Below are 20,206 nucleotides of genomic sequence, written 5' to 3'. Positions count from 1 at the left end.
CGCCACGATTCGGCGATCCCGGTGCCGTCGCGACGGACGATCAGGATTGCGCCCCGAACCGCCGCGCGAGCGGGTCGGACACGAGTTCGAGGCCGGGCGTGCCGTCGCGGTACCAGACGAGGACGGCAACGGCGAAGAGGCCGAACTGGACCCACTCGTAGGGCCCCAGCGCGTAGTAGTGGAGAATGGCGTCGATGATGCCGGCGACGGGCTCTTCGGGCGGCTGCTCGAGGACCGGCCAGAGCAGGTAGGCGGCGTGTGCGAACTCACCCGAGAGGACGGCCGGGGGGATGTCCGCGAGGAGGTGCGAGCAGTAGCCGACGAGGAACGCGACGCCGATAGCGCGGTGCTCGAGTCGATCGGCGACGATGACGACGGTCGGGACGAGGAGGGCGACAACGAACAGCGAGTGGGCGAGAGTTCGTCCGCCGGGCAGGATCCCGAAATTCCACGCGAGGGGTTTATCGATCAGGTCCGGCGTCTGCGAGCCGACCGCGAGCGCGATCGCGGGGATCGTCCGCGGCGGCCGGCCGAACCGGCGGTGTGTAACGACGGTGTACAACAGATAGGCGACGGCGAGGTGTCCCCAAGGCCACATTCCTGCGGGCGTACACCGGAGGCGGGCATAGGCGCTTCGACTCGACACCGTCGCATTGCATAGGCATGGCCAACCGTTTCCCCCGTTTCCCGTATGCAGTGACTATATGGCCAAATCAGAGTCCTCGCAGTCGAGCGGCAAACGGCGGTTGCTCACGACCCTCGAGGGACGGTCCTGTCAGCACTGTCCCGACGGCGAACTCGTCCGGGACACGTACAAGGACAACAGAGCGATCGTCTGTGACAGCTGTGGCACGCCGCGAGTGCAGGTGTGGTCGGCCTCGCTCGACTGATTTCCGCCGTCTCGAGTAACGGAGAGAGCGGTCCTCGTCGACCCGAAAACGAGGAGCCGACGTTACTGTGATCGCGACCCCGGATAGTCGTGGCCGACGACGAGGGCGAGCGCGTGGACCACGAGCAGGGCGACGAACAGCGAGAGTCGGCTCGCCGAGTCGATCCCGGTGACGATGACGGGAAGGTAGACGACGGGGAACGCGGTGCCGAGCCAGAAGCCGGCAGCGGTGACGGAGCGGCTCAGGTGCATCGGCGAGCTAGCGCATCGACTCGAGGGCGACGAACGAACCGTCGTAGGCGGAGATCCACGCGGTCATCAGTTCGTCTTCGCTGGCGTCGTAGGGGAAGATCGCGCACTCGTCGGGAGCGTCGTCGTTTTCGATCGTGACGTGATCGAGTGCGGTCGTCGGTTCCTCGCTGTCTGGGGCGTGAAAGTCAGCGTCGGTCATGGGTATCGGGCGACGGGTGCTCGCGCCGATCGATATTCCCGGATCCGATACTATTGTTATCGAGTTGCTAATCCGACGGGGAGGGGCGATAGCGTCCGGTTCCGTCCCGATTCAGACGATTCAATCGCTCGAAAAAGAACTCGACGAGTCCTGACGTGTACGAGACCGCTATGAAACGCGGAGACGCGATCGACAGCGTACTCGCCGGGGTAAAGAGCTCGTTTCGAACGGTTCAGCCCGTCTCGTCTCTCACTCACACGTTTTTGTCTGCAGTCCACGACCGATTGAAGTCGGCCGGCCGCCTAAACCGACGGCCGACTGCCGAGCGTGAGCTCTCTGGTGATCTCTTGGCCGTCCCGTCGGAGCCCAACCGAGAGCGTCTCTCCGGGACTGGTCTCGAGCGCCAGATACGTCGAGAGGGCGTGGCGATCGGGGATCGGCTCGCCGTTTAGCTCGAGGATAACGTCGCCGCCGACGGGGATCCGCTCGCCGCGTCGACTGACCGTCCGCGTAGACGGCCGGAGGACGCCGTCGGCGGCCGAGCCGTCCGCAACGCTGACGACAAGGGTCCCGGTCGCCGTCTCGAGGTCGTTGGCCTCGGCGACGATCCGGTCGACGGTCCGCTGCTGGATACCGACGTAGGAGTGGTCGTACGACCCGGTTTCGATGAGCGACGGGATGACGCGCTCGGCCAGCGCCGCCGAGATCGCGAAGGCGATGTTGTCGCCGCCGCCGGAGTTGACGACCCCGACGACGTTCCCGTCGAGGTCGACGAGCGGGCCGCCGCTGTTGCCGGGGTTGACGGCCGCGTCGGTCTGGACGACGTTGGGGAACGGGAACGGCCGCTCGTCGATGGAGAGGGTGCGGTCGACGCCGCTGACGATCCCCGTCGACATCGATCCCTCGAGCCCGAAGGGGTTGCCCATCGCGGCCACCTGCTGGCCGACGACGGGCTGTTGGTCGGTCAGGGACAGTGGCGTCGCCGACTCAGGGACGTGATTGACCTCGAGAACGGCCAGATCGCTGTAGTAGTCCCGACCGACGAGTCTGGTGTCGGTCCAGTCGCCGGTGATGTACTGGAGGTCGGCCGCCTCGCCGTTGCTGATGACGTGGTCGTTGGTGACGACGTGGCGGTCGTCGTAGAGAAAGCCCGACCCCTGACCGCGACCTTCGGCACCGGTGTCCGGGTTCGTGATTCCGAACACGCGGACCTGCGTGACCGATTCGATGATCGCATTATAGAGGTCGGTAAAGGCCGATCCCGCCGCGAGGTCGCCCTTGTCGATAGTGTACGCGGAGTCGCCCTCGATCGAGCTGTCGGCCTGGGGCTCGGCACAACCCGCGACGGCACCGGCGAGGCCGGCGCTCGCGGCGGCGAGAAACGAGCGCCGATCCAGTCGGGAATCGTTCATTATCGGAGGATTGGACCGATCCCATTTGAACCTCCGGACTCACAGCCGGGGCTTTCAAGCGGCGGACGGCTCCGGCGACGAATCGTCGCCGCTCGTGAAGGGAAAACGTGTTACCCGCGGCTCCCCGACTCTCGAGACATGATCACGGAAGACGCCCGCGCGTTGCTGGCGACCGGAGCCGTCTGTGACTCCTGTCTCGGACGGCCCTTCGCCGAGCGAAGCTTCGGGCTGACCAACGCCAAACGCGGCCGGGCGCTGCGGACGACGGTCGCGCTGGCCGACGACGATGACTTCGAATCCACCGAGCCCGCAGACTGCTGGGTCTGCGAGGGGTACTGCGGGACCTTCGACGCCGTCGCCGAAACGATCGTGGACGCCCTCGAGGGGGTCGAGTTCGCCACCTATCAGGTCGGTACCCGCGTTCCGCCGCTCGTCGAGGAGAACGAGCGTCTACTCCGAGAAGACGCCGGCCTCGAGCCCGACGCCGGCGAGTCGATGAAACGCGAGATGAACCGCGAAGTCGGGCGGCGCGTCGGCGCGCTGACCGAGACCGAGGTCGACTTCGACCGGCCGGACGTGCTCGCGGTCGTCGATCTCGAGGGGTTCGACCCGCTCGAGGCCCTCGAGTCGGGTAACGTCACGGGTCACGCGGTCGATGTCCAGATCAACCCCGCGTTCGTCTACGGCCGCTACCGCAAACTCGAGCGCGATATTCCCCAGACGGAGTGGCCGTGCCGGGAGTGTGGCGGCAGCGGGATTCAGTTGGGCGACGACGGCGAGGAGCCCTGTGACTACTGCGGGGGCTCGGGTTACATGTACGATACGAGCGTCGAACAGGTCGTCCGGCCCCACGTCGTCGAGGCCATGGACGGCGACGAGGGCACCTTCCACGGCGCGGGCCGAGAGGATGTCGACGCCCGCATGCTCGAGGGCGGGCGGCCGTTCGTCCTCGAGGTGAAACGACCCCGCGTACGAGACCCCGATCCAGCGGCACTCGAGGCCGAGATCAACGCGGCCGCTGACGGCTCCGTCGAGGTTGAGGGACTGCGGCTGGCGACCTACGAGATGGTCGAGCGGGTCAAGGAACACGACGCGAGCAAGCACTACCGCGCCGACGTCGAGTTCGCCGACCCGGTTGACGAGGCTGACTTCGAGGCGGCGCTGGCAGAACTCGAGGGGACGACCGTCGACCAGTACACCCCCGAGCGGGTCGACCACCGGCGGGCGGGCCTGACCCGCGAGCGAACCGTCTACGGGATCGACGGCGACCTCCGGTCGTCGGCCAAGGCCGAGGTCAGACTCCACGGCGAGGGCGGTCTCTACGTCAAAGAACTCATCAGCAGCGACGACGGTCGAACCGAGCCCAGTCTAGCGGGCCTACTCGAGACCGACGCCGAAGTGACCGCGCTGGACGTGACCGGCGTCGAGGGAGAGAGCGAGCCGTTCGAACTGGAGGAGTACTTCCTCGACGAGCCGCGGGCGGAGTCCGAAGACGAGGTCGCGGAGACGGCCGACTGACGACCGCGACGAGTCGCAACGACTTTCCTTTCTGCACCTAACCCCCACGATATGCCATTCGGCGTCGACGAGGCCGGCAAGGGCCCCGCGCTGGGGTCGATGTTCGCCGCGGCCGTCCACTGCGAGGACTCGGCGGTTCTCCCGGACGGCATCAGGGACTCGAAGCGACTCAGCCCCGAGCGACGCGAAGAACTGGCCGCGACCCTGCGAGCTGACGATCGGATCGCGGTCGGCGTCGCCGAGATCCCGCCGACGCGGATCGACGACTCCGAAACGGACATGAACTCGCTCGCGGTCGCGGCCCACGCCGAGGCGATCGAGGGAGCCGTCGCCGATCTCGAGCGAGACGGTACTGCAACCGAGCCGATTTCGGGGCTCTGTGACGCCTGTGATACCGACGCCGACCGCTTCGCCCGTCGGGTCGCCGACGCCTGCTCGCTCGAGCGCCTCGCCGTCGACGCGCGCCACGGTGCCGACGATGACTCGCTCCTCGTCGGCGCGGCGAGCATTATCGCCAAGGTCGAACGAGACGCCCACATGGCCGCCTTCGCGGACGAGTACGGCCCGGTCGGCAGCGGCTACCCGGGCGATTCGACCACCCGCGAGTTCCTCGCGTCCTACGTCGACGAACACCGCGAACTGCCGCCGTTCGCGCGGGCATCCTGGTCGACCTGCGAGGACGCCCTTGCCGACGCTGAACAGACCGGCCTCGAGCAGTTTTAGCGGTCGTTCGGGTCGATGCGTAGCGCTCAAGACGGTCGCCGGCCTCGAGGAAACCAGTGACAGAAGCGTTGACTGCGGCGCTGGTCGTCGATCCGTTCGCCGCCATGAACGCGATCGGGCTCGTCGCGTTCGCGCTGGTCGGCTCGAGCAAGGCGATCCGTGAGGGGTTCGACCTGTTCGGCGTCGCCGTCGTCGGGCTCGTCACGGCGTTTGCCGGCGGCGCGACGCGGGACCTGCTCGTCAACCGGATTCCGTTAGCGCTCCAGTCGTCGAGCGAGATCGCGCTCGGACTGTTCGGCGTGGCACTGGCGATCGGGGTAAGCGCCGTCTTCGAAACGGCGGACGACCATCCGATCGCGCTGTGTTCCGACGCCGTCGGACTCGCCGCCTTCACCACGGCCGGGGCAATCGTCGCGACCGAGGCCGGCGTCTCGGGCTTTGGCGTCGTCACGATCGCGACGATCAACGCCGTCGGCGGCGGAGCGTTCGCGGACATTTTGCTCGATCGATCGCCGTTTATTCTGCTCGAGGACTTCTACGCCAGTTGCGCGGTCCTCGGCGGCAGCACCTACTGGCTCGCCGTCGGACTCGGCGGCTCCGGAAGCGTCGCCGCGGCGATCTGTGCGGCGGTAACGGTCGGGACGCGCATGGCAGCCGTGAGCCGTGGTTGGACCGTCCCGACAGCACAGGTCCTCCGGACGAGTCCGTGAGGACGGGACTACGTGGAACGCGACCAGACCGCGACGACGTAACAGCCGACGCCGAGAAAGACGAGCATCGAGGCGAGTCCGTCGGCGATCGGCGACGCGGCGAGGACGGCGACGAACTGCAACAGGCCGCCGGCGACGAGCGAGCCCGCGGCCGCGAGCAGCGCCGGACCCGGATCCGCCGCTTGCTGGTACAACACCGCACCCACGGCGATCGCGATGCCGCCGAATCCGAACGCCGCGACGGTGAGCGCCAGCGGATCGTTCGTCACCGTCGCGTAGGCTACTACGACGAAGTACCCGAGGATCAGGGCGACGATCGCTCGAGAGCGAGCCGTCGACCCGGCAGTCGCGTTCATACCGTCTCAATCGGCTCCCGGCCCTTAGCCTTCGAGGGTCTCGGCCCACTCGAGACCCAGCCCCTCGTGGACGACGAACTCGAGAGCGTTGACGAGGTAGTGAGCGACGACGACGACCAGGAAGCTTCCGGTGACGATGAAGACGGCCGCGAGGACGAACCCGAGGAGGCCCGTGACGACGACGCCGATCGAGCCCTGCATGCCGTGGCCGAGCGCGAACGCGATCGAGGAGACGACCGCGAGCAGCCACGGCGAGACGCCGAAGCCGGCGGCGGGGACGCCGATCATCGCCGCCCGGAAGAGGAACTCCTCGAAGACGGCGATGATCGGCAAGACGCCGCCCAAGAGGAGCAGCCAACCGCCGATCGAATCGGGTGACAGGAGTTCGCGGAGGTCCTCCTCGTGATCGAACCCGAGGTGCGTCGCGATCGCCGCGGCGAGTTCGTTCGCGAGGTAGAAGACGATCCCGGCGGCCGCCCCCCAGAGCAGGCCGGTCTCGAGGGCCGAGACGGAGAACTCGATGCCGAGTGCCGACGCCGGAATCGCCGTGTAGACCGCCGCGCCGAGCAACACGAGCGCGAACAGTCCCTGTGAGAAGGCGACGTTCGCGAGGACCATCCCGGTCGACAGCGAGTCCGGATCGACGCCACGATCGGCCGGCCGGCGGCGATCGACGTCAGCAGCGGCCGGATCGCGTTCAGGCCTCGAGTCGCGGGGTGGTGCGGTTTGATCAGCGGCAGTCCGTTCGTTTCGGTCGTCGCTATCGATGGTCTCTGTGGCGCTCGAGGACGACCGCGGCCTCGAGGAGTTGTCAGCGACTCGAGTGCCTTCGGCGGGATCGCGTGCCGGCACATTGGCCGAATCCGAGTTCGTCTCGCCGCGTTTGGACCGGCTGGACTCGGCGTTTTCAGTGGGAATGTCGACCGCGATATCGGCGCGGTCGGCGTCGCCGTCGACCGGCGGTTCGGATGAACGATCGGACTCCTCGTCGGAGCCGAGGTCGCCGTCGCTAAACGAGGATTGGGTCAGACGCGATAAAACGAGCAGCAAGACGAGGACGACGCCCGTTATGCCGACGAACGCCGCCCACTGGGGCATTTACTGCGGGCTGGGATTCGAGCCGCCAGCGGAGCTGACGGAGCCTTGGTCGAACGCCGTGCCCGTGATCGACTTGAGGCGGTCGACCAGCGAGTCCTTCTTGGGTTCGCCCATCAGGGCGACATCGAGGACTTCGCTGATGTTCGAACAGGGGATGATCTCGACCATCTCCTCGTACTCCTCTTCGATCATCACGTCCTGTTTGTTCGCCTCGGGGATGATGATCTTGCTACAGCCGGCCTTGGCGGCGGCTTCGATCTTGTGGGTGACCCCACCGACCGGAAGCACGTCGCCGCGGACCGACAGCGAGCCGGTCATGGCGACCGACTGGTCGATCGGGATGTTCTCGAGGGCACTGATAACGGCGGTCGCCACCGTGATGGAGGCGGAGTCGCCGTCGACGCCCTGTTGGCCGGCCTGGACGAACTGGATGTGGATGTCCTTCTCCGAGAGGTCCACGTCGGAGAACTTCTTGATGATCGCGGAGACGTTCTGGACCGACTCCTCGGCCATCTCCTGGAGCTTGCCGGTGGCGATCACCTGACCGCCGCCCTGTGCGGGGGCGATCTCGGCCATGACGGGGAGCATGATCCCCGAGTCCTCGCCCATGACGGCGAGGCCGTTGACGCGGCCTTCGACGCCGCCTTCGTTGACCTGCAGTTCGTAGTCCTTGCGGCGTTCGATGTAGTCGTCGGCGAGCTGTTGCTCGATCGAGCGCGAGCGGCGCTTTGCCTGCAGCACGTCGTCGCGGGTGGTGTTCTCGCGGTCCTCGGCGCGGGCGATGTCGCCTGCGACGCGGACCAGTCCACCGAGACTGCGGAACAGCAGCGTGAGGTGGTTTTTGCGGCCCGAGCGACGTTTCGCCTCGAGGATGAGTTCCTCGACGGCGTCGTCGGTGAAGTGGGGCAGGCGGCCGTCGCGTTCGACCTCCTGGGCGACGAAGCGGGCGTACTTGCGCCGCATCTCCGGGGTGTCCTCGATGGTGTCGTCCATGTAGACCTCGTAGCCGTACCCCTTGATCCGGTTGCGGAGCGCGGGGTGCATGTTCTCCATGGCGTCGAGGTTCCCGGCGGCGACCATGATGAAGTCACAGGGGACGGGCTCGGTCTGGACCATCGCGCCCGAGGAGCGCTCGGACTGGCCCGTGATGGCGAACTCGCCCTCCTGAATCGCCGTCATCAGCTTCTGCTGGGTCCGGATGTCGAGCGTGTTGATCTCGTCGACGAACAGCACGCCCTTGTTGGATTTGTGGATCGAGCCCGGTTCGACGCGGTCGTGGCTCGGGGTCTCCATGCCGCCGGACTGGAACGGGTCGTGACGGACGTCGCCCAGCAGTGCGCCGGCGTGGGCACCGGTCGCGTCCTCGAAGGGCGCGACGCGCTGATCGCCGTTGTTGACGATCATGTTGGGCACCATCGCGTCGGTGCCCCGAGAGGTGTAGCGGAAGATCAGCCAGATGATCCCGGCCGCGAGGACGCCGAGCAGAATGCTGGCGGGGCTGAGGATCGCGTAGCCGATGACGACCGCGATGATGATCCACATCAGGATCGACCGCATTTGGTTGCGCTTGCGGGCTTCCTCCTTGTGGGCGTCGATGATCTGATCGCCCTTCCCAGCGGGAACAGTTCGGACCTTCGGCTCGTTGCCGTCGTCCGGGTTGTGGTAGACTAAGACATCCTGAAGATCCTCCTTCGGAAGCAGTTGACTCATCGCCTTCGCCAGCATCGACTTGCCGGTCCCCGGCGAACCGATCATCATAACGTGCCGGCGCTGCTTCGCTGCCTTGATGATAATATCTCGTGCTTCGTCTTGGCCAATGACCTGATCGACGAGCCGATCGGGGACTTCGATGTCCGCCGTGGAGTCGATCTTGAGGCCGCCGAGAAGGTCATCCTCGGCGATATCCTCGTCGACCTCGACGCCCGGGTCGACCTCGACGGTACTCCCGAGGTCTTCGACGGTCTCGATGTCGTCGCCGTCCTCCTCATCGGGCGACGGCTCGAACTCGTCGATCGGATCGTCGACGTCGGTGCGACGGTCGCCGTCCTCCTCAGGCGGCGACCGGTCTCCCTGACGCTCGGACTGCTCGGCGGGGACATCCCCGTCAGGAGCGGGTTCCGAAGCGTCTTCGGGAGGGTCGTCAACGTTCGTATCGTTACTCATAGAACTCTGTTCGGTACCTGATTCGAAGGGATTGCGACTGATATACTTTCTCCATGCGGAGGATGGTGTCAGTCGCTGATACCGGAGAGAACAGCGGTCGACGGAGGAAATCAGGTCACAGCGCTCGCTCTTTTCATACACGTTCTGTTTTTATGGAACATATGGTTCCGTGACCGGTCACGAGCAAAGCCACTAGACGAGCGGTGAAAACTACCGTTGCACTCGTTCGATCGATTGGTGCCGCCTCGAGCCGTGGGCGACTCGCCACGCTTAAGCGCCGTGCCCGAGCAGGTCTCGCTATGACTCGGGGGTTCTATATCGGTCGCTTTCAGCCCTTCCACAACGGTCACCAGAGCATGGTCGAACAGATCGCCGAGGATGTCGACGAACTCGTCCTCGGAATCGGGAGCGCCGACGATTCTCATACCGTCCGCAACCCGTTTACCGCGGGCGAACGGATCATGATGATCACGAAGTCGCTCGTCGATTACGACCTCGTCACCTACGCCGTCCCGATTGAGGACTTAGAGCGCAATTCGGTCTGGGTCAGCCACGTCCAGAGCATGAGCCCCGACTTCGACGTGGCCTACTCGAACAACCCGCTGGTCATCCAGCTCTTTCGGGAGGCCGGCATCGAGATCCGCCAGTCGCCGATGTTCAACCGCGAGGTCCTCGAGGGCTCGGAGGTCCGCGAGCGGATGATCACCGGCGGCGACTGGGAGTCGCTCGTTCCCGAACCCGTCGTCGGGGTCGTCGAGGAGATGAACGGCATCGAGCGGATTCAGATGGTCAGCGGCTCGGACTCGAACGGGGAGTAACGGGTTTCGAACCCCCGATAGCACGTCCCACAGCCGGGCGGAGACGGATCGATTTTCACCGTTGGTGACCTACGACAGCCCATGATCACGCTCGCGTCCGATTTCGGCACGCCGTACCCGGCCGCCATGAAAGGAGTGTTGTTGCAGCGAACGGACGCCCGACTGGTCGACGTCGCACACGACTTCCCCCAACAGGACGTTCGGACAGCCGCCTTCTGGCTCCGAGAGGTGTTGCCGTACTTCCCGCCCGCGACCCATCTCGTCGTCGTCGATCCCGGCGTCGGGACCGAGCGGAACGCGATCGTTCTCCGCGCAGGCGACCACACCCTCGTCGGGCCCGACAACGGCGTCTTGCTCCCCGCGGCGCGGCGACTCGCAGGGAGCACGGACCGACTCGAGTCCGGCGCGATCGACGAGGACGCCCTCGAGCCCGTCGAACCGACGACGCCGACGGGTTCGATGGCCGACTCGAGTGGGAACGCCGATCGATCGTCCCAGCGACGGAGCAACACCTTCCACGGCCGGGACGTTTTCGCCCCCGCCGCAGCCGCGGTCCACGAGGCCGATACCGGCGCGCTCGATTCGCTCGAGTGGCTCGAGCCGACCCCGATAGCCGCCGACCTCGAGTTTCCGGACCCCGTCCTCGAGGACGAACGAGCGGCGGGCGAGGTGCTAGTCGTCGATGATTTCGGGAACGCGATCACGAACGTCCCCGGCTCGTACCTCGACGGGCGGGAACGGGTGGCGGCGAACGGCGACCCCGTCCCGGTCGGCGAGACGTTCGCGGCCGTCCCCGTCGGGGAGCGACTCGCGACCGTCGGCAGCCACGGCTACGTCGAACTCGACGTGAATCGGGGCCGTGGCGACGACGCCTTCGGTCTCGAGCCCGGTGATCGGGTCGTCCTCGAGCCGGTCTCAGACGGTCCCGACTGACTCGAGCGGGCGAACGCGGGTCGTGGCCACGGGTCGGTCAGCCGTCGGCCAGCACGATGTTCCGTCGCGTCGGATCGATGACGATCTCGCCGTCGGCGCGGACCGTGACGTGACACCGCGAGAACGTAAACGAGATCGAGCCGTCGCCGACTCGCGGTTCGTCGCCCCGCCAGTGGACGAACAGGGCGTTCAGGGCGTCCGGTTCGATACACTCCGAGAGCGCCTCGAGGTCGTCGGGTTCGACCCCGAGCACCNGATGTGTATAAGAGACAGGAGCAGGGCGGTGCTCACCGGCTCGTACGCGCCGTCGTCACACCACGTGTGGTAGGTTCCCTCCCCCTCGTCGTAGTAGACCGTGCGACCGTCAGTGGCACCGATCGGCGTCAGGGTCTCTCGCGGAGCGGGTCCGGACATAACATATCTAACTAATGAATGTTAACACTTAACAATGATGGCCGACAGCGACGGTCGTCGCCGTATCGTGCGCCCAAACAAAAAACGGGTGTCTGAAACGGCTGCCGCGAACAGCGACGTTATTCGGCGGCGATGACGTCGTCGATGCGGGCGATCATCGTGGCGGCTTCGGTCGCGCTCTCGACGGCTTCGCGTTTGACGTCGGCGGGGTCGACGACGCCGTGTTCGAAGGGATCGTCGATCGTGACCTCGTCGCCGCTGGTGATCAGTCCCGCTCGGCCCTCGGACTCGTGGGCGGCACGGAGGTCCACGAGCACGTCGATGGGATCTCGGCCGGTGTTGGCCGCGAGCGTCCGGGGGATGATGTCGACCGCGTCGGCGAAGGCCGTCACGGCGAGCTGTTTGCGGCCCTCGATACCGGCGGCTTCTTGGCGGATCTTGTCCGCGATCGCGATCTCGGTCGCGCCCGCGCCGGGGACGACTTCGCCGGATTCCAGCGCCGTCGCGACGACGTCGAGGGCGTCACCGATGGCGCGCTCGAGTTCGTCGACGATGTGTTCGGTGCCGCCGCGGACGAAGACGGTGACCGTCTCGGCGGCCGCGCCGCCTTCGACGAAGGCGAGGTCGTCGTCGCCGTAGGTCTCGGTGTGGATGCGGTCGGCCGAGCCGAAGTCGGACTCCTCGAGGTCGTCGAGGTCGCCGACGCGGCGCGCGCCGGTCGCGGAGGCGACCTGTCGGGCGTCGCTGTCGCCGAGGCCCTCGAAGACGAGGACGCCCTCGTTTGCGAGCGCGTTAGCGACGCGGTCGTTGACGTCTTCGGTCGTGAAGACGACGTCAGCACCGCTCTCGGCGACGGTTTCGGCGTAGCCCTCGAGTTCGCCTTCCTCGGCGTCGATGGCTGCGTTGAGCTGGTCGATCGAGTCGATGGCGTACTCAGCGTCGACATCGCCGGTTCGGACGCCGAGTTCGACGTCCAGAATGGCGATCGACGCGTCCTCGACCTCGCTCGGCATGCCGTCGTGGGCGGGCTCCTCGTCGACGATGATCCCGGGGACGAGTTCGGTCGCGTTCGAGGAGGCTCCGATCTGCGTGTGAACGGTGACGTTGTCGCGTGCGACGCCCGCGTCGGTATCGACGTGGCGGATCGCGTCGACGACGGTCTCGGCGAGAGACTCGGCGGTGAGTCCGCCGGTGCCCTTGCCGGTCATGCACGACTCGGCGACCTGTCGCAGGATTTCGTCGTCGACGTCGGCCTCGTTGACCTGCTCGGCGATCGCCTCGAGGGCGATCTCGCTGGCCTCGTGATAGCCCTCGACGATCGTCGTCGCGTGGACGTCCTGCTCGATGAGGTCCTCGGCCTCGCCCAGCAGGTTGCCAGCGAGTACCGCAGCCGTGGTCGTCCCGTCGCCGACTTCCTCCTCTTGGGAGTCGGAGACTTCGACGATCATCTGGGCCGCGGGGTGCTCGATGTCCATCTCGTTGAGGATGGTCGCGCCGTCGTTCGTGATGACGACGTCCCCGCCGGAGTCGACGAGCATCTTGTCCATACCGCGGGGTCCGAGTGTCGTCCGTACCGACTCGGCGACGGCCTTGCCGGCCATGATGTTCGACGACTGGGCGTCGCGGCCCTGCGTTCGCTGACTATCCTCGCTCATAATGAACATGGGCTGCCCACCCATGCGTCGCTGTTGTGCCATCGTTGTTCCTCACTAACCATGTCGTTAGCACTTCTATATAAGTCTTTCTCTCCAACCACCGCTCCGTCTTGCGATTGCGCGTGTGAACCGGACACAGGCGACCCGGTCGACGGGCCGGTAGCAAAATATGGGTCGACACGAAACTGGTCGGTAGATGCTGGAGTTGGAACACGAGTTTCGCGTCGTCGATATCGCGACGCGGCTGCCGCCAACCGACGGGGGTGGGGACCCGGCCAGCCGAGCGATCGGGCCGGATCGGCTCGAGCGGGAGATGCACCAGGCGGGAATCACCAAATCGGTCGTCTACCCGCCGTCACAGCCCAACACGAGCTACCTCGCGCCGAACAACGGCGTCGCCAGACGGAGCGTCGACCGGCCCTTCGTCGCCTTCGCCCGGATTAACGGCACCCAGACGCCCGGCCGGAAAGCCACCGGGCGGCTTCGCAACGCCGTCGCCAGCCGCGACGACCACCACACCTCCCCCAGCGACATCGAGAAGTACGCCTACGACGACCGCTTTCACGGCTTCGTCCTCGACCCCACCGTCGACGACTACCCCGACGAGGAGGTCCTCGCCGCGCTCGAGGACGTCGACCTCCCGGTAATCGTCCGCGGCGGCGTCGACGCGCCGCCAGAGACGCTTGCCGAGGTCGTCCTCGAGCGCTCGTTTCCGGTCGTCGTCGGCCGCTTTGGCGGCCACCCCCTGAACCGCGAGCTAATGGACGAGATGATCGACCTGCTCGAGGCCTACGACGACTGCTACCTCGAGACGAGTTTCGTCCGGTATCGCGAGCAACTCGAGCGGGCGCTGTTAGAACACCCCGACCGCGTCTTCTTCGGCAGCGGCGCGCCCGCTTGCCACCCCAACGTCGCCGTCATGGAGATTTTGACCCTCGACGTGTCTGAAGACCTGCTCCGGCGCGCGTTCTCGAAAAATGCCTGTCGCGTGATCGAGGAACTCGCGCCGGCTGCGACACAGCGGAGTTAGGGTTCGATCGACGCCGTGCCGTCATCGGTCCGGTCGCTCGCGACGCTCTCACGCAACTGTTCCGCTCACGACGACCGGTGATCCACCGCGGCTCGCGATTGAATCGACGAGCAGGTTCTGTGCAATTTCGACCGACATATTCTATTCGCCCGATATCGGGCTATATCTACGTTCTACACCTGCTTCGAATATCACGATCGCTGGCGGACCGACACACTCATCATAGTTCATGAACGGGGATCGACCGCATGCTCGACGGATTCGCATTGATACTGCTGCTCGCCGCGGCGGTGGCCTTCATCATCGTCGCCACGGCGAAGTTGGATCTGCACGCGTTTCTCGCACTGTTGCTCGCCGCCTACCTGACCGGCCTCGTCGCGGGGATCGACCCCGCGGAGGTCGCCTCGCTCGTGACCGACGGGTTCGGCGGCATCCTCGGCTACATCGGGATCGTCATCATCGCCGGGACGATCATCGGCACTTGCCTCGAGCGGTCGGGTGCCGCGATCGTCATCGCGGAGACGATCCTCGGCTACATCGGCGAGGAGTACACGACCCAAGTGATGGCGATCACGGGAAGTATCGTCTCCATTCCGGTGTTCTGTGACTCCGGATTCGTCATCCTCTCCGGACTGAACCGATCGCTCGCCCAGCGCTCCGGACTCTCGCTGTCGACCCTCAGCGTAGCGCTCGCGGGCGGGCTCTACGTCACCCACGTGTTCGTCCCGCCGACGCCCGGCCCGATCGCCGCCGCAGGGATCATCGGTGCCGACATCGGCCTCGTCATGCTCGCCGGCCTCATCGTCAGCGCGCCGATCGTCTTCGTCGCTGCGACGTGGGCCGACAGGGTCGCCTCGAACTACCACATCGATCCGGATCCGGAAATGACGATCGAGGAGATCAAAGCCGAGTACGGCACGATGCCCTCGCGCGCGGCATCGTTCGCGCCGCTGCTCGTCCCCATCGCGCTCATCGCGCTCGGCTCGATCGCCGCCTATCCCGAGGCCGACAGTCCAGAACTGATCACCGGCACCCTCCAGCGCTGGCTACTCTTTATCGGCGACCCCGCCGTCGCGCTGATCATCGGCGCGTTCATCGCCTTCGCGATCGTACCCGATTTCACCAGCGACGTGACCGACGACTGGGTCTCCGACGGGATCACGAACGCCGCCGTCATCCTCGCCGTCACCGGTGCCGGCGGCGCGTTCGGCGAAGTCCTCTCCGCGCTTCCCCTCGAGGGATTCATCACCGACACGCTGGGCGGGCTCGGTATCGGCCTCTTCGCCGCCTTCGTCGTCGCCGCGGCGATGAAGACCGCACTCGGCTCCTCGACGGTCGCGATCCTGACCACCGCCAGCCTCGTCGCGCCGCTGCTGGGCTCGCTGGGCCTGAACACCGAAATCGGCCAGGTGTTTACCGTCCTCGCGATCGGCGCGGGGAGCATGACCGTCAGCCACGCCAACGACTCCTATTTCTGGATTATCACGGAGTTCTCCGACATGGAAACGGAGACGGCCTATCAGGCCTGGACGCTCGCGACGCTGGTCCTCGGCGTCTCGAGTATCCTCTGGATCGTCGTGCTTCGAAACGTCGCGGGACTGATCTTCTGAGATCGCTCCCGTTCGCGGCTGACCCGGGAATCGGATACCCGTTCTCGACTCCCGTCTCGTCTCGGGCAGAGCGGACGCTACGACCGGACGACCAGCACCCGCAGATCGTTCAGGTTCGTTCCGGTCGGCCCCGTCAGAACGAGGCCGTCGCGGGCCTCGAGATACGGATAGACATTGTTTTCTTCAAGGGCCGCACGCGCCGTTTCGGGGTCCTCGACGGTCTCGCCGTCGACCAGCGCGCCGGCCGCGTCGGTCGCGCCGTCGATGCCGTCGGTGTCAACCGCGGCGACCGCGATATTACCGTCTCCCCCCTCACCGCCGGCCTCGAGTTCGAGCGCCGCGTTCGTCGCGAACTCCTGATTCGGCCCGCCAGTTCCGTCACCCCGGACCGTCACCGTCGTCTCGCCGCCGGAGAGGACGACGGCCGGCGGCTCGACCGGTGTCCCCGTTGCCCGAATCTCTTCCGCGATCGCGACCTGCGTCGTGGCCGCGTCGCGGGCCTCACCGCGGACGCGCGAGGAGAGCACGAGTGGGTCATAGCCCCGCTCTGCCGCCGCGTCGCTGGCCGCCTCGAGCACGGTCATCCCGTCGGCGACGACGTGATTCGAGACCGTCTCGAACGCCGAATCGGCGGGGCCCGGCGTCTCGCTGATCTCGCCGGCCACACCGCGCTCGAGGTGTGCCGTGACGGCGTCGGGCGGGTCAATCTCGTATCGCTCGAGGACCGCGAGCGCCTCGTCGAACGTCGACGCGTCGGGCGCGACCGGACCGCTGGCGATTACGCTCAGATCGTTTCCGACGACGTCGCTGAGAATCAGCGAGACGACCGTCGCGGGGGCCGCGCGGCGAGCCAGTCGGCCACCCTTCAGCGCCGAGAGGTGTTTGCGGACCGCGTTGATCTCGCCGATATCGGCCCCGCTCTCGAGCAAGGCGTCGGTCGTCGACTGCAGATCGGCGAGCGACACGTCGCCCGCGGGGGCGGGCATGACGGCGCTGCCGCCGCCGGTGATCGCCGCCAGCACGAGCGTCCGTTCGTCGGCCGCGTCCGCCGCCTCGAGCACCGCTTTCGTTCCGTCGACGCCGCGCTCGCTCGGCACCGGATGATCACCTTCGCGGACCGTCACGCGCTCCGTTTCGACGGGGTCGTCCGTGACGACGACGCCGCGGTCGATCCGATCGCCCAGCACGGTCTCGAGCGCGACGGCGACGTGTGCCGCGGCGTTGCCGCCGCCGAGGACGACGACCTCGTCGTATTCCGTGAGATCGTACGTCGCGTCGGCGATCCGGAGGGTGTCGCCCTCGAGCGCGACGGCGTCGCGGACGACGGTGCGGGGGTGGCCCGCTTCGATCCCGGCTTCGACACAGGCGAGTGCGGCCTCGCGGGCCTCGCTCGAGGCGAGTCGATCGCGGTCTTCGATCACGTGTTGTCACCTGTTACTGCGGGCCGATCAGTCACGTCAACAGTTGTGCTTCGCCCCAAATCCGACGGTTGAGAGTTGCGTTCTGTGTCGATCATAGGGGGTTCCGTCATTCAGAAGCAGATAAACTTACGGGTTCGGGACGGAGCGGTAGAGACATGCTACCTAACTGTCGAAATTATACTATATATGAGAATACAAGACAGATCCCATATATTTAAACGGATAGTGACGCTTCAGATTCGTATGAAATCGAGACGGAGCGTGCTTCGGATGGGGGTTGTAGGCAGTGTTGCAGGGCTTGCTGGTTGTACTGACGTATTGAGTGAGGACTCAACAACCGACGAACCGGAAAGCGGTGATGGGGGAAGCGAGACCACGGCTTTCACCAAGTGGCTGTACGACCCTGACGAAATCGGTGCTAGCGAAGGGCCGTTCGGATACACCGATATCTCGGGATTGCTCGAGAGCGACGAATTCACACAGGAGGACTCGATACGTAACCAGTACCGAGAGCGATTCGGCGAGAATCTCGCGGTCGATTCGATCGAATACGCACTCGACGTTAACAGTTTCCACCTCCTCAGAGGGTCGTTCGAAGGTGACATTCTGAGTACCGACGGCGAACTTGAGTTCACCAACAGTTACGGCGACTTCGACATATACACGCAGTCCTCGGGCGGGTCCGTATTCGCGGCGTCCGACGAGTATCTGCTCGCGGCCTACGGATCGTACGGGCCAGACAGCGATACGCGGACGGAACTCGAACTCATGATCGACACCCTCGAGGGCGACCAAAGTCGGTTTATCGACGAAAGCGACGCGTTCGACGACCTGCTCGGTTCGATTGGCTCTCCGTTAGTCATCGAGGGAGAGGTACCGACCGAAACGAAGGTCGACGCCGCCGCGGACGACGAGCGAGTCGGACACGTTACAACTCAACAGCTATCCCAGGGGAAACTCGATTACGTCCTTGTTGACCTATACCCCGACGAAGGGGGGATCGATGTCGGCGAGATCAGATCAAACTACGAGGACTCTGTGAACGACGGCGTGGATATCACCGACGTTACGCAGGAAGGGAGGTTGGTAACGATCCGGGCCGAAGCAGCACCGGAAGACATGTATATTGATTTATTATAATGCAGAGGCGGCGATCACAGAGATCTCGCGGTGTCGCCACGACCACAGTAACCGATCGAAACTTCGGCCGCATCACCTGATTACAGCTGTTAGGCATGCTGAAAGCGCTAAAGCGAGTTGGTCTTCCGGCACTCCCCACTGATTCTCAGTCGTGTCTGAAAGACCGCTGCCCCGTAAACGCCATCGCCATGCCGTGCTCGTCCGCGGCCTCGATCACATCTTCGTCGTTGACCGAACCGCCGGGCTGGATGACTGCCTCGATACCCGCCTCCGCGGCCTCCTCGATACCGTCCGGGAACGGGAAGAACGCGTCCGAGGCCATGACCGCGCCCTCGGCGTCTTTCCCTTCGGCGTGCTCGTCGGCCTTCATCGCCGCCAGCCGGACGGCGTCGACGCGGGAGACCTGCCCCATGCCGATGCCGACCGTCTCCGTGCCGTCCGCGAAGAGGATCCCGTTCGACTTGATGTGTTTGAGCGTCTGCCACGCGAAGACCATCGTCTCGAGTTCGTCCGCAGTGGGCTCGCGTTCGGTGACGACCTCGAGGTCGTCGGCCGAAATCGACTGGAGGTCTCGCTCTTGGACGAGTCGGCCGCCGACCAGCGGCTTCTCGGTAAAGCGTTCAGTTCGGTCGCCGAGTTCGCCCACGTCGAGCACACGCAGGTTGTCCTTCTCGAAGAGCACCTCGAGAGCGTCGTCGGTGTAGCCGGGCGCGACGACGACTTCCTTGAACGAGTCGATGATCTGCTCGGCGGTCGCGGCGTCGCACTCGCGGTTGAGCGCGACGATGCCACCGAAGGCGCTCATCGCGTCCGTCGAGAGGGCGTTCTCGTAGGCCTCGGCGAGCGAATCGGCGGTCGCACAGCCGGCCGGGTTGGTGTGTTTGATGACCGCCGCCGCGGGCTCGTCGAACTCCTTGATCAGGTTGAGCGCGCCGTCGGCGTCGTTGTAGTTGTTGTAGCTGAGCGCCTTCGCGCCCTCGTTTAGCTGGTCGGCGTGGACGACGCTTGCCTCGTCCGTGGTGTAGTCGGTGTAGACCGCGGCGTCCTGATGGGGATTCTCGCCGTAGCGGAGCGTGTCCGCGCGGTCGTCCGAGACGAGCCTGCGGGCGGGCAGACCGTCGTGATCGTCCCCCTCAGCGGTCGCGACATCGGCGTCGACGGCGACCTCGCCGGTCTTGCGGGTCGCTTCGCTCCCCGCGCGACTATCCGAGGCGCTTCGCGCCTCGCCCGCCTCGAGATCGACGTCGACCGAGCCCTCGGCGAACCACTTCACGGCGCGCGGATACGCCCGAAACTCGCACTCGGAGAGGACCCGCTCTTTGAGGTCGTCCTCGTCGTCGCCCTCGTAGACCGGGATCGGCTCCTGGGTGACGATCGGGCCAGCGTCGACATCGTCCTCGACGACGTTCCCGTCCTCGTCGGTCGCGTCAGTCACGACGTGGACCGTACAGCCGGTGACCGAGACGCCGGCCTCGATCGCGTCGCCCCACGCGTCCATGCCGGGGAACGCGGGCAGCAGGGCGGGGTGGACGTTCAGCGTGGTGGGTGCCTCGTCGAGGAACGTGTCCGAGAGGATCCGCATGTAGCCGTCCAGACAGACGAGGTCGAACTCGTAGTCGGACAGCGCCTCGAGCACCGCTTCCTCGTGCTCGCTGCGGCTCATCTCGTCCTCGAGCGGGACGACCTCGGTCGGAATCCCGCGCTCGGCCGCGCTCTCGAGCACCGGCGCGTCCGCGTCGGTCGTCAGGACGACGGCCAGTTCGGCCCCGCCCGGGTTGCGATCGGCGATGTTCAACAGGTTGCGCCCTCGGTTGCCGGCCATCCCGGCGATTCGCGTCATGGTCGAACCCGCGCCCGCGAGCGGC

19 protein-coding genes and 1 pseudogene are annotated in these 20,206 nt (G+C 65.9%); 9 read left to right on the top strand and 11 right to left on the bottom strand.

The window, feature by feature from the left end:
- Positions 1-40: 40 nt before the first annotated feature.
- On the bottom strand, positions 41-598 hold the full coding sequence (locus tag C489_RS01070) for a metal-dependent hydrolase (protein ID WP_006429241.1): 558 nt from the start codon (positions 596-598) through the stop codon (positions 41-43).
- 106 nt (positions 599-704) lie between these two features.
- Between C489_RS01070 and C489_RS01065 the strand changes: the two genes are divergently transcribed.
- A complete protein-coding gene (locus C489_RS01065) occupies positions 705-890 on the top strand; it encodes an HVO_A0556 family zinc finger protein (RefSeq protein WP_006429240.1) in 186 nt (61 codons plus the stop codon).
- Positions 891-952: 62 nt separating this feature from the next.
- Here the strand turns inward: C489_RS01065 and C489_RS01060 are convergent, their stop codons facing one another.
- The 3 genes from C489_RS01060 to C489_RS01050 form a co-directional block, all read right to left on the bottom strand.
- Entirely contained in the window at positions 953-1,141 is a 189-nt protein-coding gene (locus C489_RS01060; RefSeq protein ID WP_006429239.1) for a hypothetical protein, read from the bottom strand.
- Between the two features lie 7 nt (positions 1,142-1,148).
- Positions 1,149-1,340, bottom strand: a complete 192-nt coding sequence (locus C489_RS01055; protein ID WP_006429238.1) for a DUF7511 domain-containing protein — start codon at positions 1,338-1,340, stop codon at positions 1,149-1,151.
- Positions 1,341-1,642: 302 nt separating this feature from the next.
- Positions 1,643-2,752 carry a S1C family serine protease gene (locus C489_RS01050; protein WP_006429236.1) on the bottom strand — a complete coding sequence of 370 codons (1,110 nt, stop codon included), beginning with the start codon at positions 2,750-2,752 and terminating at the stop codon, positions 1,643-1,645.
- 138 nt (positions 2,753-2,890) lie between these two features.
- Between C489_RS01050 and C489_RS01045 the strand changes: the two genes are divergently transcribed.
- The 3 genes from C489_RS01045 (at position 2,891) to C489_RS01035 (ending at position 5,703) form a co-directional block, all read left to right on the top strand.
- Positions 2,891-4,270, top strand: a complete 1,380-nt coding sequence (locus C489_RS01045) for a tRNA pseudouridine(54/55) synthase Pus10 (protein ID WP_006429235.1) — start codon at positions 2,891-2,893, stop codon at positions 4,268-4,270.
- Between the two features lie 51 nt (positions 4,271-4,321).
- Entirely contained in the window at positions 4,322-4,993 is a 672-nt protein-coding gene (rnhB, locus tag C489_RS01040) for a ribonuclease HII (protein ID WP_006429233.1), read from the top strand.
- A gap of 104 nt (positions 4,994-5,097) precedes the next feature.
- A complete protein-coding gene (locus tag C489_RS01035; RefSeq protein ID WP_049890500.1) occupies positions 5,098-5,703 on the top strand; it encodes a trimeric intracellular cation channel family protein in 606 nt (201 codons plus the stop codon).
- Positions 5,704-5,711: 8 nt separating this feature from the next.
- Here C489_RS01035 and C489_RS01030 read toward each other — a convergent pair whose 3' ends face one another.
- From C489_RS01030 to lonB, 3 genes are read right to left on the bottom strand one after another with little or no spacing between them, the layout of a single operon-like run.
- Positions 5,712-6,059, bottom strand: coding sequence for a hypothetical protein (locus C489_RS01030; RefSeq protein ID WP_006429230.1), 348 nt, complete (start codon positions 6,057-6,059; stop codon positions 5,712-5,714).
- Positions 6,060-6,083: 24 nt separating this feature from the next.
- Entirely contained in the window at positions 6,084-7,157 is a 1,074-nt protein-coding gene (locus C489_RS01025; RefSeq protein ID WP_006429228.1) for a CPBP family intramembrane glutamic endopeptidase, read from the bottom strand.
- Positions 7,158-9,320, bottom strand: a complete 2,163-nt coding sequence (gene lonB, locus C489_RS01020) for an ATP-dependent protease LonB (protein ID WP_006429226.1) — start codon at positions 9,318-9,320, stop codon at positions 7,158-7,160.
- Between the two features lie 299 nt (positions 9,321-9,619).
- On the opposite strand from lonB, the gene C489_RS01015 reads away from it, so the two are divergent.
- Together C489_RS01015 and C489_RS01010 are read left to right on the top strand one after the other, a co-directional pair.
- Complete coding sequence (locus C489_RS01015; protein ID WP_006429225.1) at positions 9,620-10,138, top strand: nicotinamide-nucleotide adenylyltransferase; 519 nt, start codon at positions 9,620-9,622, stop codon at positions 10,136-10,138.
- Positions 10,139-10,219: 81 nt separating this feature from the next.
- The gene (locus C489_RS01010) at positions 10,220-11,071 is read left to right on the top strand and encodes an SAM hydrolase/SAM-dependent halogenase family protein (protein WP_006429224.1); all 852 of its coding nucleotides are present in this window, start codon (positions 10,220-10,222) and stop codon (positions 11,069-11,071) included.
- 37 nt (positions 11,072-11,108) lie between these two features.
- On the opposite strand, the pseudogene C489_RS01005 reads toward C489_RS01010, so the two are convergent.
- Together C489_RS01005 and thsA are read right to left on the bottom strand one after the other, a co-directional pair.
- Positions 11,109-11,485, bottom strand: a pseudogene (locus tag C489_RS01005) (HalOD1 output domain-containing protein).
- Between the two features lie 119 nt (positions 11,486-11,604).
- The gene (thsA, locus tag C489_RS01000; RefSeq protein WP_006429222.1) at positions 11,605-13,149 is read right to left on the bottom strand and encodes a thermosome subunit alpha; all 1,545 of its coding nucleotides are present in this window, start codon (positions 13,147-13,149) and stop codon (positions 11,605-11,607) included.
- A 187-nt stretch (positions 13,150-13,336) separates the two neighbouring features.
- Here thsA and C489_RS00995 point away from each other — a divergent pair, with 187 nt between their 5' ends.
- Complete coding sequence (locus C489_RS00995) at positions 13,337-14,170, top strand: amidohydrolase family protein (RefSeq protein ID WP_006429221.1); 834 nt, start codon at positions 13,337-13,339, stop codon at positions 14,168-14,170.
- Between the two features lie 248 nt (positions 14,171-14,418).
- A complete protein-coding gene (locus C489_RS00990) occupies positions 14,419-15,780 on the top strand; it encodes a GntP family permease (protein WP_006429220.1) in 1,362 nt (453 codons plus the stop codon).
- 77 nt (positions 15,781-15,857) lie between these two features.
- On the opposite strand, the gene C489_RS00985 is transcribed toward C489_RS00990, so the two are convergent.
- On the bottom strand, positions 15,858-17,201 hold the full coding sequence (locus C489_RS00985; protein ID WP_006429219.1) for a glycerate kinase type-2 family protein: 1,344 nt from the start codon (positions 17,199-17,201) through the stop codon (positions 15,858-15,860).
- Positions 17,202-17,426: 225 nt separating this feature from the next.
- Between C489_RS00985 and C489_RS00980 the strand changes: the two genes are divergently transcribed.
- The gene (locus C489_RS00980; protein WP_160163625.1) at positions 17,427-18,341 is read left to right on the top strand and encodes a hypothetical protein; all 915 of its coding nucleotides are present in this window, start codon (positions 17,427-17,429) and stop codon (positions 18,339-18,341) included.
- 145 nt (positions 18,342-18,486) lie between these two features.
- Here C489_RS00980 and purH read toward each other — a convergent pair whose 3' ends face one another.
- Positions 18,487-20,181: a bifunctional phosphoribosylaminoimidazolecarboxamide formyltransferase/IMP cyclohydrolase gene (gene purH / locus C489_RS00975; protein ID WP_006429217.1), complete on the bottom strand. Its 1,695-nt coding sequence runs from the start codon at positions 20,179-20,181 to the stop codon at positions 18,487-18,489.
- Between the last annotated feature and the right edge of the window lie 25 nt (positions 20,182-20,206).

This window comes from Natrinema versiforme JCM 10478 (assembly GCF_000337195.1).
Classification (GTDB): domain Archaea; phylum Halobacteriota; class Halobacteria; order Halobacteriales; family Natrialbaceae; genus Natrinema; species Natrinema versiforme.
The sequence above is the reverse complement of the archived record's forward strand: the minus strand, read 5'-3'. Positions and strand labels throughout refer to the sequence as shown.